The 17146-nt window shown below is 56.1% G+C and carries 14 protein-coding genes; 12 read left to right on the top strand and 2 right to left on the bottom strand.

All coding sequences use genetic code 11. The features are described from left to right. Positions 1-373: 373 nt before the first annotated feature. Positions 374-2515, top strand: coding sequence for an Ig-like domain-containing protein (locus UN63_RS04355; RefSeq protein WP_146084714.1), 2142 nt, complete (start codon positions 374-376; stop codon positions 2513-2515). 55 nt (positions 2516-2570) lie between these two features. On the opposite strand, the gene UN63_RS04350 is transcribed toward UN63_RS04355, so the two are convergent. Both UN63_RS04350 and UN63_RS04345 read right to left on the bottom strand, forming a co-directional pair. After that, on the bottom strand, positions 2571-4910 hold the full coding sequence (locus UN63_RS04350; protein WP_104485559.1) for an Ig-like domain-containing protein: 2340 nt from the start codon (positions 4908-4910) through the stop codon (positions 2571-2573). A gap of 754 nt (positions 4911-5664) precedes the next feature. Further along, positions 5665-7059, bottom strand: a complete 1395-nt coding sequence (locus tag UN63_RS04345; RefSeq protein ID WP_104485558.1) for a sigma-54 dependent transcriptional regulator — start codon at positions 7057-7059, stop codon at positions 5665-5667. A gap of 141 nt (positions 7060-7200) precedes the next feature. Here UN63_RS04345 and UN63_RS04340 point away from each other — a divergent pair, with 141 nt between their 5' ends. The 11 genes from UN63_RS04340 (at position 7201) to atpF (ending at position 17135) form a co-directional block, all read left to right on the top strand. After that, positions 7201-8922, top strand: a complete 1722-nt coding sequence (locus tag UN63_RS04340) for an ExeA family protein (protein WP_104485557.1) — start codon at positions 7201-7203, stop codon at positions 8920-8922. Next, positions 8906-9619: a general secretion pathway protein GspB gene (locus UN63_RS04335; RefSeq protein ID WP_104485556.1), complete on the top strand. Its 714-nt coding sequence runs from the start codon at positions 8906-8908 to the stop codon at positions 9617-9619. Before UN63_RS04340 ends, UN63_RS04335 begins: the two co-directional genes overlap by 17 nt. A gap of 137 nt (positions 9620-9756) precedes the next feature. After that, entirely contained in the window at positions 9757-10203 is a 447-nt protein-coding gene (gene mioC, locus UN63_RS04330) for an FMN-binding protein MioC (RefSeq protein WP_104485555.1), read from the top strand. Between the two features lie 489 nt (positions 10204-10692). After that, on the top strand, positions 10693-12582 hold the full coding sequence (mnmG, locus tag UN63_RS04325; protein WP_104485554.1) for a tRNA uridine-5-carboxymethylaminomethyl(34) synthesis enzyme MnmG: 1890 nt from the start codon (positions 10693-10695) through the stop codon (positions 12580-12582). Positions 12583-12605: 23 nt separating this feature from the next. Next, entirely contained in the window at positions 12606-13241 is a 636-nt protein-coding gene (gene rsmG / locus UN63_RS04320; RefSeq protein ID WP_104485637.1) for a 16S rRNA (guanine(527)-N(7))-methyltransferase RsmG, read from the top strand. Between the two features lie 9 nt (positions 13242-13250). Then, entirely contained in the window at positions 13251-14054 is an 804-nt protein-coding gene (locus UN63_RS04315) for a ParA family protein (protein WP_104485553.1), read from the top strand. Further along, positions 14051-14956: a ParB/RepB/Spo0J family partition protein gene (locus UN63_RS04310; protein WP_104485552.1), complete on the top strand. Its 906-nt coding sequence runs from the start codon at positions 14051-14053 to the stop codon at positions 14954-14956. Before UN63_RS04315 ends, UN63_RS04310 begins: the two co-directional genes overlap by 4 nt. A gap of 199 nt (positions 14957-15155) precedes the next feature. Next, a complete protein-coding gene (locus UN63_RS04305) occupies positions 15156-15539 on the top strand; it encodes an ATP synthase subunit I (RefSeq protein WP_229793495.1) in 384 nt (127 codons plus the stop codon). An 8-nt stretch (positions 15540-15547) separates the two neighbouring features. Beyond that, entirely contained in the window at positions 15548-16327 is a 780-nt protein-coding gene (gene atpB, locus UN63_RS04300; protein WP_104485550.1) for a F0F1 ATP synthase subunit A, read from the top strand. Between the two features lie 63 nt (positions 16328-16390). After that, positions 16391-16615, top strand: coding sequence for a F0F1 ATP synthase subunit C (gene atpE / locus UN63_RS04295; RefSeq protein ID WP_014290939.1), 225 nt, complete (start codon positions 16391-16393; stop codon positions 16613-16615). 49 nt (positions 16616-16664) lie between these two features. Then, positions 16665-17135, top strand: a complete 471-nt coding sequence (gene atpF / locus UN63_RS04290) for a F0F1 ATP synthase subunit B (RefSeq protein WP_104485549.1) — start codon at positions 16665-16667, stop codon at positions 17133-17135. The last annotated feature ends 11 nt before the right edge of the window (positions 17136-17146 follow it).

Raw genomic sequence — 17146 nt, 5'->3', positions numbered from 1 at the left:
AGCCCATTGAAATCAGCAAGATAAACACATGGTACAAAGCTTGCTTCAACCCTCTTGTCTGTCATGTCCGGCCTGATAGGTAGATAGCTCTATTTACCCGGTCCGTATGGTAATTCACTCCCAACTCATCAGTTGAAGAGTCTGGATAAATTGCTTTACAAGGATGTATTTTCGCGATGCGCCAATGGTCGTCGTTCCGATAAAAAGCCAGGCGCTGATACTTGCTTCAAGAGTAAATAACAACCTGGCAGCAAGCTTACCATCTTGCATAAGAGTTTCGTCAGGTCGAGTGTTTATACATTCGGGCCGGCTCCCCAGCCAAAGGTCCGGAGCTCATATCCACCAGGTTCGCCCCTGGTCTTGGAGGTATAACATGAAACGAACAGATAACTTGCCAGGCACTATCTCTGCCTGGTTACTGGGAGCCTTGCTATGTATGGGCTCGCTATCGGTCATGTCCGCGCCGGTGGAAGATCTCGGCCTGTTTGAACTGGACGGCAACGCCCTTCAGGATGGCAATCCGCCACCGCCGGATGACTGGCAAACCCTCTATAATGGAGGGCTCAACAACGGTGGCTCACCCGAGGTCTTTACCGGCGTCAACCCGGATGCGGCCCCGGTGACTATCTTTGACGGGGGTAAAAAGGATATCCAGCCTATCGGCGACTGGAGCCATAAAAACGGCTCCGTGCCGGACAAGGACGATATCACCAACGCCTATGCCGCTTCCTATACGGATTCAGCAACAGGAGACCGAATCCTCTACTTCGGCGCCGACCGTTTCAGCAACGTGGGCGATGCCTTTATGGGCTTCTGGTTCTTTAAGGACGAAGTGAAGGCCGAGGACGACGGCAGCTTCAGCGGAGACCACCAGCTGGGCGATACCCTGGTGCTGGTGAACTTCCCCCAGGCCAACAACGCCGTGCCCCTGATCCAGGTGGTGGAATGGGTCGGCAATGGCGAATTTAGCGGAGATGGCGAGTTCGGCTGCTCCAAAGCCGCCAACAACAACCCCCAGCCGGGCCAGTGTATCGCCAAGAATCTGCGTCTGATCGCCGGGGAATCCGGTGACGGCGCCATCTGTAACAACGGCGGCATAGATGAGGCCTGCGCCATCACCAACGAGGTTACCGAGACCTCGCCCTGGCCCTATACCGCCAAGAGCGGCTTGGTCGGTGCCTTTCCGTTTGAAAGCTTCTTCGAAGGGGGCATCAACCTGACCCAACTGATCCCGGGCGACGGCTGCTTCGCCAGCTTCATGGCCGAGACCCGCTCCTCCAGCAGCTTTACCGCCACCCTCAAGGACTTCGTGCTGGATTCCTTCCCGATCTGCTCTACCAACATCAGTACCGCCATCCACTCGGGCGCCGACCATGTGACAGACCTGCAAGATGGCGCCATCAGTGCCGGCTCGGGCATCCATGACCAGGCCACTGTCAGCTTCTCCGGCCCCACTGGCCTGCAGGTGCTGGGTACAGTGACCTTCGATACCTACGCCGCCACCTGTAACGATCTGCTCGATGAAAACGGCGACCCGGTCGATCCGCTGCCCGATGCCCTGGCTAATCACTCCACTGCCGTGGACTACACCCTGGACGGCACGACCAACAGCGTACAGGTGGAATCCAACGGCCTGACCAGTGACGATGCAGGCTTCCCCAGCGATACCGATACCGATGTTCCGAACCCGGGAGCCTTCGCCTATCTGGTACGCTTTGTCGCTGCCGCCAACAGCCCGGTACCGAGCTCCGCCTATCACTGCGAAGAATTGCTCGTCAACCAGCTGACGCCCGGCGTGGCCACCGAAATCCACGAGGGAACCGGCCACAGTCCTGATATACAGGACACCACCCAGGCCGTCGGCATCAGCCTCCACGACTTGGCCAATGTCACTGGCTCCAACGGCTTGCTGCCCACCGGAACGGTCACCTTCGTCTTCTATGACAATGCGACCTGCGACGGAAGCGTACTGGCCACCCACAGTAATAAAGCCCTGAGCGGCTCGGGTGTACTGGCAACGAACGAGTCCGACAGCTACAGCACCGTCGGTTATCTGACCACCGCCAATACCCGGGATCTTTCGATCAAGGCCAGCTATAGCGGGGATACCAACTATGCCCCCGCCCAGGCTCCGTGCGAAGACCTGACCATCGCCAAGCGCAACCCCAGCATAGAGACCCATGTCATACTGCTGGATCAGGCCAAGGTCGAAGGGGATGGTAACACCATCGTCGGTGTGGGCGAGCCCAGCGGGGTGGTCGACTTTACCGTCTATGCTTCAGACAACTGCTCCGGCACCGTCCTGAATACCATCACCGGCGTGTCTCTAGTGGACGTCAGCGGCGAGCTGATCGCCCGTCTGCTGAGCACAGATGAAGAGATCGTCAAGACGCTGGATGCAACCAGCCATGTCTCTTATCTGGCTGCCTACCAGGGCGACAATAACTACAAGGCCGTCACCCATGGGTGCGAAGTGGTGAGCGTCACCCTGCCCGCCAAGACCACAGCCCAGTAATCCTGCCTGGGACAAAAATAAACGCGGTGGCGCAATGCCACCGCTTTTTTTTAAGCTATTTTTTACCCTTACCCGGCCCACCGCCGGTGCCGCCGGTACCGGTCAGGCTGATGCGGACCCTGGCCTGGGCACTGTGACTGCCATTGGTGATCTGATAGTCGAAGCTGTCACCGTTTTTGAAATTACGCGCCGGTGTATAGCTCAGGCTGCCGTCGCCATTGATCACCACGCTACCCTTAGCTCCCTGGGTAACCCCGGACACCCTCAAGGGCGCTTCGGCCGGATCCCAGTCATTATTGAGCACATAGATAACGATCGGCTGCTTGCTGTCCATCTGGGCATCGTCGTCCACCGCCACCGGCGGCAGGCTGTCGGCCACCACCCGGTAGACCAGTTGGGTGCTGGCCTCGGCCTCGCCACTCCAGGCACTGACTATGATGCCATGGTCCCCCGAAGCGGCATCGGCGGCCGAGGTCACCGCCAAACTGGTGGTGACCGTCTCGCCCGGAGCCAATGACAACAGGCTGTCGGCCTGCTGTACCGACCAGCCGGTCGGCCCCTGAACGTCAAGGGCGATATCCAGTGAGCCACAATCAACGCCATTGGGGTTAGTTACCCGTAACTGGTAGCTCAACGTCTCCCCCGGAGCGCCCTGCTGGCTTGCGGATATGGCCTCAACAACCCCCGGCTGGCTGACACAGGGGCTATCGAACAAACGGATATCGACGACGGCTTCAGTGCCATCGACCCTAATCGGGGTAAATTCGAGCAGGCCATCCGGATCGACAAAGGTGCTGCCCGCCTCCAGCGCCGGATCCCGGGTGTAGAGATCGCCATTGGTTTCCGGCGTCATATCCAGCAGATAGACGCCATTGGAAGCCCCCCCTTCGTAGTGCACCCGCACCGTCACCCCATTGGTTACATTTTCCGTATCCATCATGCTATCCGCAGCCGCGATAGAACCATCGAAGCCGATGGGCTGGCGATATTCCAGGTAATACCAGGTCTTGCGCCCGTTCTCATTGATATTTTTCAGTATTTTTAGGGCCTTGACTCCGGCCTGTTGAGCCGCCACCGGAGACAGGCTGTACTGGCCGCTGTCGGTCACGGTCAGCACTTGTTCGTCATCCAACCAGCCCAGCCGCTGCTTTTGCATCGCATTGAAATGGCCGGAAGCTGCCCAGCCCATCACATCCAGGCCATCACCGTATTCCAGGTTGGTACAGTTTGGCCAGGGGGTCGCACCCACGGCACCGCCGCCGGCGCCGACACTGGTACCATCGTTACACACCAGGGAGTGGGCATGGACTGTGCCCAGATTATGGCCGAATTCATGGGCCATGGTAGTCAGGGTCAGGCTCTGGTTTATCCAGGCTTGGGAAGGGGTTCCCCCCACGGTGGCCGTGCCGGAAAAGCCACAGGAATTATTTGGAAAAACATAGATATAACGATTGTATTGAGACAATTCGACGCCGGCTTCGACAGCCTCATCCTGAGCCTGTGCAGCCAGTGTCTGCACGTCACAGACCTGGCTGGACAGCGGTATGGTGAACCAACCCGCCACCTCTCCCGTCAACCAGCTACGACGGTAGGTATTCTCCTGATAATAGGCATCGACCTGGCCGAAAATCAGCTGACTAGCCTCTTCCCTGGTATATGGCTGTTCGGCTTTGTCTGTAAAGTTGACCAGCATCACCAGGGTCTTTTGTTCGCCCAGACTGGGGCCGGAGCTCGACATCACCGAGGAGCCGGTTGCGGTGCCATCACCACCGATTTGTAGTAATTGCAGCCCGCCATTCACCACCCCGGTCTCGTCTACTACCCCTTCCGCCTTGGGCAGCAACCAGCCCTTGGCCTTGACCCGACTGCCGTGAGGTAGTTCGGCCTGGTTGTCGGTGGCAAGCAGGGTGACTTCCTCTCCATCTGCCGTCTTCAGCCGGTGCAGCAGGCGGTGACCACCATCAGCATCATCTTCATAACGCGCTTCCAGCTCTCCTTCCAGCTCGAAACGCTGCTCCAGCATGGCCCGAATATCGGCCGGCATGCCCTGCCGCTGTTGCTCGGAAATGGCTGTGTCCAGCACCGCCCGCGGATCCGCTGCTGCCAGCTCGGCCATCATAGTGCCGCGGGCATCGGCCAGTTCCGTCAGGGTTAACAGGGCACGGGATTTGTCTGCGCTATTGGCGGCGGCCTGCCAGTACCGGTATTGCGCCAGCAGGGCGCCGGTCTGCTGCTCTGCCTGCTGACGGGCATCTTGCGCGGCGGCCGCCGATGTTTCGGCAACGGAATGATCCTGATGTTCCGGTCCGGCAAAGGCGGGTAACGACATACTCAGCGCGGCGGTAATACCGCCAGCTGCCAGTAAAGAGGCAATAGCAGGCCTGGAGAGGCGCATCGGTTTCTCCCAAAAAACAAAAAAGAATGCCTGCCCCAACTAAGGAGCCATTCAAATCTTTAATAATGAATTGCGTACCAGGATGGCAGTAGTTACTGCTCTGGCGAATGGCGGTTGCAAGACACTCAAATGGTGCTCAGGCAACCGAACGGCGGGCACTATAGCATTCCGAACTGGTTACTTTTTATTCCACATTGGTATAAAAACAATCATGACGGTTAAATTTAAAGCACATGGAGTCTATTGAATATGATTATGAAATGTTAAGTGACTAATATCGATGGAATATCTTAACTGGTTATTTTTTAATCACTTGCACGCAAAGCTATCGACTCAACTATTCAATACCATCTCTGTACCGTCAGTTTTTGTCATGGTTATTTCCGAATGAAACTGAACGTTATCACGGGTTTTACAGGCTGTTTCAATATCGGTGATAAAGCTCGTCCCACAGATCAATGTGCGGGCAGCAATGGCGGCGGGGATAATAACGGCAGTAGAGATGCGGGCCACAGCGAAGACAGACCCGAATGAGCTTTTTTCTTTTGCTGTCTGCCTGCGATGCTTTTTTCACTCTTTCATGCTTCATGGTGTTATGCCGGATAACTCTACGTCAGGAAAATCGATGCGTAGAATAAACAAAGCAAGTTTTACACCATATTTAAATATCCCAATATAATCAGATATTTTTACTCGTTTTCAACTCCTGTTATAGAAAACGGTTATCGCAAACTGTTAACCACAAGAAACAGGATCAGTTTTTTCCGGCCTCATTCAGCCGATGCTTTTCCATCAGCCGATACAAGGTGACCCGGGATACTCCCAGCATACGGGCGGCAGAAGTCACATTATGATCGGCTTTTTTCAGGCTGCACCGGATGGCCTGCCGCTCGGCCTGATGGCGGGCCTGCTCCAGGGTAGGCACAGTCCCTTCGCTCCCGCCCTTGTTCAGCCCCAGATCGGTGGCGGTAATCAAGCGGTTGTCACTCATCACTATGGCCTTGCGCACCCGGTTGATCATCTCGCGCACATTTCCGGGCCAGTCGTGCCGGTTCATGGCGGCCATGGCCTTGCGGCTGAAGCCTCTGACCTTGTGCTGCCTGCCCTCGGTAAACTTGCGAAAGAAGAAGTTGGCCAGCAGCTCTATATCTCCGTCCCGCTCCTTGAGATCCGGCACTTCAATGCTGAGCACGTTCAGCCGGTAATAGAGATCTTCCCGAAAGGCGCCCTGTTTTATTTCGTCCTCCAAATCCCGGTGGGTGGCGGCAATGACCCGGGCATCGATGTACAGGGTTTCATGGCCACCCAGCCGCTCTATGGTTTCTTCCTGCAGAAATCGCAGCAGATTTACCTGCAATGACAGCGGCAGATCACCGATTTCATCGAGAAACAAGGTGCCGCCGGTGGCGGCTTCAATTCGCCCTATCTTGCGGCAATGGGCACCGGTAAAGGCACCTTTTTCATGACCGAACAGCTCGGCCTGCACCAGATTCTCCGGCAGGGCGCCGCAGTTCAGTGCCACAAAGGGTCCGAGTCGACGCCGGGAGCGCTGATGAATGGCTCGGGCAACCAGCTCCTTGCCGGTGCCGCTGTTGCCGGCGATCAGCACGGTGGCATCCACCCCCGCTACCTTGCGGATCTGGCTGAACACCAGCCTGATGGCCGGGCTGGCGCCCACCATCTGGCATTCTTCCTGATAGCGTCGCTGCTCATGCTCGGCATCACACAAGGCTCCCAGGCCATAGGCATGACCCAGGGTAGCCGACAGAAAGGGTATCTTGTCGGTAAGCGGCAGGGTGTAATAGTCGAAGAAATAGTCATAGATCAACTGGCTGAAGGTACTCTGCTCTGCGCTGTCCGCATCGATCAGGGCAATCCAGTACAGTGGCGGTGATTCCTCCACCAGCTGTTCGAAGGCCACTTGCCGCTCATGATCCAGCTCTCCAAAACGCACCAGCGCCACTCGAAACGGACAGTCCTGCATGGCCGCACGCGCCTCCTGAACCGAGCCAACCCGGATCACCTGCCAGTCATCCAGCAGCTCGGTCACCTCCTCTTCCCGCGCCGATGACCAATGAAGGTAAAGCACCTTTCTCTGGGTCTGCTCCGGTTCACGTGCCCGGCATCGAGATGTGGTTTCTGTTGTCATTATCTATCGCCATCCTTGAACAGATACCAACCAGTTTAGTACAGCCGAAATTTAATCCCGCATGGTAAAGCCGCTACCGGATGAGCGGGTTGAGCAGACGACTTCTATATTTATACCCATGTGCACCCAGGGACGGCCATCATGTACGACTCTTATTTCGGCCTCAGCGATCTGCCTTTTTCCATTGCGCCCGATCCGCGTTATCTCTACCTCAGCCAGCAACACAGAGAGGCGCTGGCTCATTTGCAGTATGGACTCGTCTGTCACGGCGGTTTTGTACTGCTGACCGGTGAGGTCGGCACCGGAAAAACCACGGTGTGTCGCTGTCTGCTGGAACAGGTACCGGAGCAAACCGATCTGGCGTTTATTCTCAACCCCGGCTGTTCGGTACAGGAGTTGCTGGCCGCCATCTGTCAGGAGCTGGCGATAACGGTGCCGGAACCGTCCAATGGCAGGCAGCTGACCGATGCCATTCATCATCATCTACTCGAGACCCATGCCCGGGGCCGCCAGACGGTGCTGATCATCGACGAGGCCCAGAATCTCTCCACCGAGGTGCTGGAGCAGATCCGGCTGCTGACCAACCTGGAAACCGATACCCACAAGCTGTTGCAGATTATCCTGCTTGGGCAACCGGAGCTGGCGGACAAGCTAAAGCAACCCGAACTGCGTCAGTTATCCCAGCGGATCACCGCTCGCTACCATCTGGCTCCCCTGACCTTCGCGGAAATGAAGGCCTATATTGCCCACCGGTTATCGGTGGCGGGCATAGAAGCGGCACTGTTCCGGCACAACAGCCTGCACCGGCTGTATCGCCTGACCGGCGGCGTGCCCCGGCTTATCAACGTGATCTGCGACCGGGCCTTGCTGGGGGCCTATGTACAACGGCTACCCCGGGTCGACCTGGCCACCCTGAACCGCGCCGCCGTTGAAGTGCTGGGCGTTTCGCCGCCACTCGCGCGCTGGCGGCTCCTTGCCATTGCCGCCGGCCTGCTCGCTCTGGTTGTCACCGGTGGCTGGCTTGCTCAGTCAACATGGCCGGCCATTTCAGACATCGCCAGGCTGGCAACGCCGATGTCCATCGATGTCGTCCGCCCGCCACAACAGATGGAGCAAGGCTCCGAACAACGCCCTGAACAACGCATCACCGGCGCTCTCGCCCCGGAACCCGCTCCGCCGGCTGAAGTAACACCAACGCCGAGTGATAGCGCAACGCCGCTTGATCCATGGCAATGGCCTGCGGCCCTGACCACCGACCTGAGCCAGGTTATGGCATATCAGCATCTTTTCTCGCTGTGGGGGCTGGATTACGACCCCACGGAAGATCCGGTGGTGTGCCCTTTTTCGCGCCGGCATCGGCTGGAATGCGCCTTTCAGAACGGTAATCTCGCAACGGTGCGGCAACAGAACCACCCGGTCATTTTTCGCCTGGAGTACCCAGAAAAGGGAGCCGTATATGCCATTCTGACCCGTATCGATGGTGAACGGGCAGAACTGATGGTGGGCGGTCAGCTCAAGCGCATGTCACTGACGGAGCTGGCCGCCAGCTGGCCCCACAGCTACGTTCTGCTGTGGCAGTTGCCGCCGCATTATCAGGCACCACTGTACCCCGGTAGCAAAGGAAAAGTCGTCGCCTGGCTGGAACAGCAAATGGCGAGCTTGCAAGAACGAGCACCTCGTCGGCAGCACCAATATTATGACGAGGTACTCGTCGGTGATATCAGGGCATTTCAACGCAGCAAGGGGCTGACCGCCGATGGCATTTTCGGGCCACAAACCAGCATTTATCTCAGCGCCAGCCTGCTTAACGACTTGCCCGGACTTGCCGGTCAACAGGAGATAACCAGTGTCATACATCCTTGATGCGCTTAAACAATCGGAACGAAAACGAGGCCAACAGACATCGGCGGCGGGAAACCATACACCGACGGAAACGCCGAGTTTACCGCCAGCTCCCCGCTATCGGCGACGATTATGGTGGCTGCTTGCCGGCGTGCTGCTGGCACTGATGCTGGGATATGGCCTGGGTAAAATCGGCTCGGCATGGCTGCAATCGCCACAGCAAGCCATCCCTTTACCTAAGCCCTATCCCGGCTCGGCGCCTCCCGAGAAGACTGCACCCGCGCAACCGGCCACCACCACGGCCAGAACGCCGATTGCGCTTGGCTCCGTACCGGTACGTATCCTGCTTGACGAGCCTCCCGCCCTGACCATGAATCCCGCCCCGCCAGCCGGCACCATGGCGGCGCCCACCACCGTCATTACCGGGCCCGAGCCGGTAGCGGCTTCCGACCCGGTGTCCGTTCCCGAACCGGCGTTCGACCCTGGTGTGCCTGATCTGCGCGAGCTGCCGGCCAACATTCGGTCGAAGCTGCCCGCACTGACGCTGTCGGTTCATATCTACTCTAAAACCGCCAGCAGCCGGATGGCCAGCATCAACGGGCAGATGCTGCGTGAAGGCCAGCAATTCGGGGCCTTGCGACTGCAAAGCATTACTCCCAGGGGGGTAATTCTGAGTTTTGACGGGCAAGAATTTCATTTGATATCCGTAGGGGGATAGACAGCGAATTCGCCATCGCACGCTATCCGCGCTATGACAGTTCCGGGCAGGATATGTGCCGAACGGCTCACATCCTGAGCCACAGTTCTCCCCGGATGATGCTAAAATCGGCGCCATTGTCTTTATCAAGGAACTGTATGAGTCACTTCACCCTGTTGGTGGGCTCCACCCTCGGCAGCGCGGAAGATCTGGCCGATGAACTGGCCGGGATCCTGCAAAACCACGGTCATCAAACGGTTATTCACACTTCTCCCCAGCTTGATCACATCTTGATCAGGCCCGATCATTACCTGCTGCTGGTCTGCTCTACCCATGGCGCCGGCGACCTGCCCGACAATATTCAGCCCTTCTCTCAGCAATTGAACGAACAAGGGCCGGATTTGACCGGACTGGCGTATCTGGCCGTCGGCCTGGGTGATTCGGCGTACGATACCTTCTGCCATGCCATTCAAACACTGGATCGACAGCTTGAGGATCTAGGCGCAGAGCGGATCGGGGATCGGCTGGACATAGATGTCAGTCTGCCGGATCCACCGGAGGCGATCGCCACAACGTGGCTGGGTCTATGGTTATCGCAGCACTAGATCCTCGTTTTTACTCGGGTGTAGCGGATCTGGTCACGGCAAGATCCGCTACCCGCTAAAATTCTTTCCACCAAGTTATCAACAGATCCCGCCGTTAGATCTCCCTCTCTCCAGCCGACTATAAAAATCAGCATTGTGTATAACCAGGCTTGAATCCGGTGTTAAACCTATAGTTATCCTATGAATTAAATAAAAGCTCACGGCCACCTGTTGATAACTATGCAAGTTACCCACCGGTCCAGGGGGAGCTCCCGCAAGGTTGTACACATCAATCGATCGTTACTAACCGCATGATCTTAAAGATCAAAAAACGGTTATTCACAGATCAGGTCGTCCCTAATAATAGATCTAACAGAAGATCTCTCTAGAGATCTAAGATCTATTAACGATCACGAGATCCTCTCGATCCGGTTTCCATCCTCTCGCTAAAAAAGCTAAAATGACCGCCCTTCGGGATCCTTACACCTGCCTGTCTCAAGAGTATCTGTTATGCAATTTGAAGAATCGTTTGACGTCATTGTTGTGGGTGGCGGTCATGCCGGCACAGAAGCCGCCGCTGCTGCAGCTCGTATGGGAGCAAACACCCTGTTATTGACCCATAACGTAGATACTTTGGGGCAGATGTCGTGCAATCCAGCCATCGGTGGCATCGGCAAGGGCCATCTGGTCAAGGAGATCGATGCCCTCGGCGGGATCATGGGCATCGCCGCCGATCACGCCGGGATCCAGTTTCGAACCCTCAATGCCTCAAAAGGCCCCGCCGTTCGAGCCACCCGTGCTCAGGCGGATCGTCAGCTGTATCGGCAGGCCGTAAGAACCCGGTTGGAAAACCAGCCGAACCTGAGGATCTTCCAGCAAGCCTGTGATGATCTGCTGCTGGAAGGCGATACTGTCGTCGGTGTCGTGACCCAGACCGGTCTTAAATTCCGCGCCAAAACCGTGGTGCTGACGGTCGGGACCTTCCTCAACGGCTTGATCCATATCGGCATGGATAACTACAAGGGCGGACGCGCCGGAGATCCTCCGTCCATCGCCCTCGCCCAGCGTCTGCGTGAACTGCCGCTGCGCATCGATCGACTGAAAACCGGTACTCCGCCCAGAATCGATGCCAACAGCGTGGATTTCTCGGTGATGCAGGTTCAGCCAGGTGATAACCCGACGCCGGTCTTTTCGTTTATCGGCAGCCGTAAGGATCACCCGCAGCAGATCCCCTGTTACATCACTCACACCAATGAAAAAACCCATGAGGTGATCCGCAAAAATCTGGATCGCAGCCCCATGTACGCAGGTGTGATCGAAGGGATCGGCCCGCGCTATTGCCCCTCGATCGAAGACAAGATCACCCGGTTTGCCGACAAGGCCTCCCATCAGATCTTCGTCGAGCCTGAAGGCCTGACCAGCACAGAGCTGTATCCCAACGGGATCTCTACCAGCCTGCCCTTCGACGTGCAGCTGGCGATCGTGCGTTCGATCAAGGGTTTCGAGCAGGCGCATATCATGCGGCCTGGTTATGCGATCGAATATGATTATTTCGATCCTCGTGATCTGAAGATCAACATGGAAAACAAGTGTCTGCACAACCTGTTTTTCGCCGGTCAGATCAACGGCACTACCGGCTACGAAGAAGCCGGAGCCCAGGGCCTGCTGGCCGGTCTGAATGCAGCCCTGCGCGCCTTCGACAAGGAAGCCTGGTCACCTCGCCGGGATCAGGCCTACCTGGGCGTCATGATGGACGACTTGTCCACCCTGGGTACCGAGGAGCCCTACCGCATGTTTACCAGCCGGGCCGAATATCGCCTGCTGCTGCGGGAAGACAACGCGGATCTGCGCCTGACCGAAGAAGGCCGTAATCTGGGTCTGGTGGACGATCATCGCTGGGCCATGTTCTGTGACAAGATGGAACGCATTACCCAGGAAGGTCAGCGCCTGCGGACAAACTGGATCAGCCCCGCTCATGCCGCCGCCCCGGCGCTGAATGAATTGCTGAAAACGCCACTCAGCCGTGAGCACAACCTGGAAGAATTGCTGCGCCGACCCGAGGTGACTTACGCCAGCCTGATGGCGGTGGACGGCATCGGCCCCGGTATCGATCACGAACAGGCCGCCGAACAGGTGGAAATCCAGATCAAGTACGCCGGTTACATCGAGCGGCAGAAAGACGAAATTCAGAAGCATCTGCGCAACGAACACACTCGTTTGCCGCTGGATCTGGATTATGGCTCGGTGCCCGGTCTGTCCCATGAGGTGATCACCAAGCTGAATCTGGCCAGACCCGAAACCTTAGGCATGGCATCACGTATTTCCGGTGTGACGCCGGCGGCGATCTCGATATTACTGGTTCATCTCAAGAAGCGCGGTTTGCTGCGTAAGTCGGCATAAGAAATATGATGAGAAACAACAATATGCACGACCAATTACAGGAAACACTAGGGCGCTTGCTGGGCCAGACCGAGCTGTCGGTTACCCCGGAGCAGGCCGATAAACTGGTGACACTGGTTACCCTGCTCGACAAGTGGAACAAGGCTTTCAACCTTACCTCCGTACGGGACCCTATCGCCATGATGGGCCGTCATATCGTGGACAGCCTGGTAGTGAGCCCTCACCTGCAGGGACAGCGTTTTATCGATGTAGGCACCGGCCCCGGCCTGCCGGGCCTGCCTCTGGCTATCATCAATCCCGACAAGCAGTTCGTGCTGCTCGACAGCCTGGGCAAGCGCATCCGTTTTATTCGTATGGTGGTCCATCAACTGGGACTGACCAACGTCGAGGCTGTGCAGAGCCGGGTGGAAGATTTCAACCCGGAGCAAAAGTTTGATGGCGTGCTGAGCCGGGCCTTTGCTTCGTTGGATGACATGGTAAGCTGGTGCGTTCACCTGCCGACCCCCGAAGGCCGCTTTCTGGCGTTAAAGGGGCAATATCCTGAGCAGGAGTTACAATCATTGCCTGCTCATCTCGCGTTAGACCGGGTTTATCCGTTAACCGTGCCCGAGCAGGAAGGAGACCGCCACCTGGTGGTCATCAAACTAGCCAGCCAGTAGAGGTGTTCGGTGGGAAAAGTCATCGCCATTGCCAACCAGAAAGGGGGCGTGGGCAAAACCACAACTTGTGTCAATTTGGCGGCGTCCATGGCCGCGACCAAACGCAAGGTGCTGGTGATAGACCTGGATCCTCAGGGCAATGCCACCATGGCCAGCGGCATCGACAAATATCAGGTCGCCAACACCGCCTATGATTTGCTGGTGGACGAGGTGCCGGTCGAGCAGGTCGTCGAACGGGAAACCAGCGGTGGTTATGATCTTATCGCCGGTAACGGCGATGTCACCGCCGCCGAAATCCGGCTGATGGAAGTGTTTGCCCGAGAAGTTCGCCTGCGGAATGCCTTGGCGCCGGTACGCGATTATTACGATTATATTTTTATCGACTGCCCCCCTTCCCTCAACCTGCTGACGGTAAACGCCATGTCGGCGGCGGACTCGGTACTGGTACCGATGCAGTGCGAATATTTCGCCCTGGAAGGACTGACCGCGCTGGTGGATACCATCAGCAAGCTGGCGTCGGTGGTGAATCCTGCGCTCAGGATCGAAGGCATACTGCGCACCATGTTCGATCACCGCAACCGGTTGTCCAATGAGGTGTCCGATCAGCTTAAAAGCCACTTCGGTGACAAGGTCTATCGCACCGTTATTCCGCGTAACGTCCGTCTGGCCGAAGCCCCTAGTTTTGGTCAGCCGGCCATGTATTACGACAAATCTTCATTGGGCGCCAAAGCCTACCTGGCCCTGGCCGGTGAAATACTGCGCCGGGAAGAACTGGCTCTGGATTCTTCTGAACCTTCGGAACAAACAGCATGACCATCAAACGACGTGGTCTGGGCAAGGGCCTGGATGCACTGCTCAGTACCAGCTCGGCCGCCAATCTGCGTCAGTATCAGGCCGATCCCCATTCCTTGCCCGGCGCCAATGGTGAGCTGCAAACTCTCTCTCTGAACGAGCTACAACCGGGCAAATATCAGCCCCGCCGGGACATGTCCCAGGTAGCGCTGGAAGAGCTGGCTACCTCAATCCGCCAGCAAGGCATCATTCAGCCCATCGTCGTGCGACCCCTTGAAGCCGGCGGTTACGAGATCCTGGCTGGCGAGCGCCGCTGGCGGGCAGCCCGGCTTGCGGGTCTGAGCCAGATCCCCTGCCTGATCAAGGCGGTGGCGGATCAGGAAGCCATGGCCATCGGTCTTATCGAGAATATTCAGCGCGAAGATCTGAACGTGATCGAGGAATCTCGTGCCCTGCTGCGGCTGATCGAAGAATTCGGTTTTACCCATCTGTCGGTGGCCGAGGCGGTGGGCAAGAGTCGCAGTACCGTCTCTAACCTGTTGCGTCTTGCTCAGCTGAACGACGAGGTGAAGCAACTGGTGGAACACGGCTCGCTGGAGATGGGGCATGCCCGGGCGCTACTGGCGATCACCGGCGAACAACAGACCGAACTGGCTCGGTTGGTGGCCCAGAAAGCGCTGACGGTGCGGGAAACCGAAAAACTGGTCAAGCAGAGCCTGACACCGAAAAAAGAGAAAATCGAGCAGCCCGGATCCTTGCTGATGAGCCAGCTTGAGCGGGAAATCGGTGAAAAACTGGGGTCAAAAGTAGAAATCAAGTCGACCCACAAGGACAAGGGGAAACTGGTGATTTCTTATAACTCATTGAATGAACTAGATAAAATAAGTCATTTTTTCGGTATTAACGACACGCCCGAAGTCTGAGTCGTGAGAAATGTTCAATGAGTTTAACCCGTTGTAAATGGTCGGAAAAACCGCAGTAATCCGGTGAAAATAAGGTTTTACTGCAATTGCATTTACGCCGCGCACGGGTATAATTTGACCTGCTTTTTTGGGGCTTAACTGACAACACCTCGGTGTGACCAGCAAGCCCCTAACTGTATCAGGAGTTTTTGTGAAGCAAATGAAGCGGCACCTGAGCGACAAGCAAATGGCGCTGGTGATATTGTCTTGTCAATTGCTCCTGGTGGTGGCTGTCGGCACCCTGTTTTTTTACCAACAGGGAGAGGCAGCCGCCCGTTCCGCCCTCATAGGGGGCGGAATCTACTGGGTTCCCCAATGTCTGTTTAGCGTACGGGTTTTGGCGTTCAGCGCCGAGCACGACACGCCACGCAGTGTTGTGGCGGACTTTTACAGCGGGGCAGGGATTAAGTTTGGCAGCACTATCTTGTTGTTTGTGATAGCGCTCAAGTACATAGAGGTGCTTCATGCCCCTCTGTATACGGCTTACGCCCTAGCATTGCTGATGCAGTGGATTCTTTCGTTCACTCTCAACAACCGTTACTAGGAAAACACATGGCTGCAACAGGAGATGTCTTAACTTCCCAGGGTTATATCTCTCACCACCTGCAACACCTGCAGATTGGTTCGGGGTTTTGGGCGTTAAATATCGATTCTTTGCTTGTTTCCGTTGTCCTGGGAATGCTGTTCTTGTGGGGCTTCAACAAGGTTGCATCTCGTGCAACCAGTGGAGTTCCCGGCAAGTTGCAATGTGCCGTTGAGCTGCTGGTCGAATTCGTGGATAAATCTGTCAAGGACGTCTTCCATGGTAAAAATGCGTTAATTGCGCCTCTGGCGCTGACCATTTTTGTCTGGGTCTTCCTGATGAACCTGATGGATTTGCTCCCGGTCGACTATCTGCCCTATGGCGCTCAATTGCTAGGTGTTCCTTACCTGAGGGTTGTTCCTTCCGCCGATGTTAACATCACCATGTCCATGGCGTTCTCCGTGTTTATCTTGATCATTTTCTACAGCATCAAGATGAAAGGCTTGTCCGGCTTCGTTAAAGAGCTGACCATGCAACCGTTGAACCATTGGTCCATGATCCCTGTTAACTTGGTGCTTGAGACCGTATCACTGATCGCTAAGCCTATCTCTCTGGGTTTGCGATTGTTCGGTAACATGTATGCCGGTGAGATGATTTTCATCTTGATTGCCGGTCTGCTGCCGTGGTGGTCTCAATGGGCCCTTAATGTGCCTTGGGCGATTTTCCATATCCTGATTATCACCCTGCAGGCTTTCATCTTCATGATCTTGACCGTTGTTTATCTGTCAATGGCACATGAAGAACATTAATAACAAAAGATAACAATATATTAACAAGCAGTCGTTCTAACCGCTAACAATTGGAGAAAAAAAATGGAAATGATTTTTATCGCTGCCTCTCTTATGCTGGGTCTGGCTTCTATCGGTGGTGCTATCGGTATTTCTATGCTGGGTGGTAAGTTCCTGGAAAGTGCGGCTCGCCAGCCGGACATGCTGCCTGCTCTGCGCGGCAACTTCTTTATCGTGGTTGGTCTGGTTGACGCCATCCCCATGATCACCGTTGGTATGGCTCTGTACCTGATCTTCGCCGTAGCTTAATGGCTCGGTCTATCAATCAGTCTGCTAACCATTTTAAAGGAGAGTTGCGATGAACATGAACGCAACAATCCTCGGTCAAACGATCGCGTTTATCCTGTTCGTTTGGTTTTGCATGAAGTTTGTATGGCCGCCTCTGATGGCAGCCATTGAAAATCGCCAGAAAGAAATCGCCGAAGGCTTGTCCTCGGCGGAACGGGCCAAGAAAGACCTGGCTCTGGCGCAAAACAATGCAACCGAACAGTTGAAGGAAGCCAAGCTGCAGTCCGCTCAAATTGTTGAGCTGGCTAACAAGCGCAAGGCCCAGATCGTCGAGGATGCTACACGTGAAGCTCAGGCTGAGCGTGAGAAAATTCTGGCACAGGCCCAGGCTGAAGTTGAAGCCGAACGCAATCGTGTCAAAGAGGAACTGCGTAAGCAGGTTGCTGCTCTTGCCCTGGTGGGTGCAGAGAAGATCCTCGAGCGTCAGATTGATGCCGCTGCTAATAGCGACATTGTTGAGAAAGTAGTAGCTGAACTGTAAGGGACATAGAG

The organism is Oceanisphaera arctica (assembly GCF_002936955.1).
Taxonomy (GTDB): domain Bacteria; phylum Pseudomonadota; class Gammaproteobacteria; order Enterobacterales; family Aeromonadaceae; genus Oceanimonas; species Oceanimonas arctica.
The sequence above is the reverse complement of the archived record's forward strand: the minus strand, read 5'-3'. Positions and strand labels throughout refer to the sequence as shown.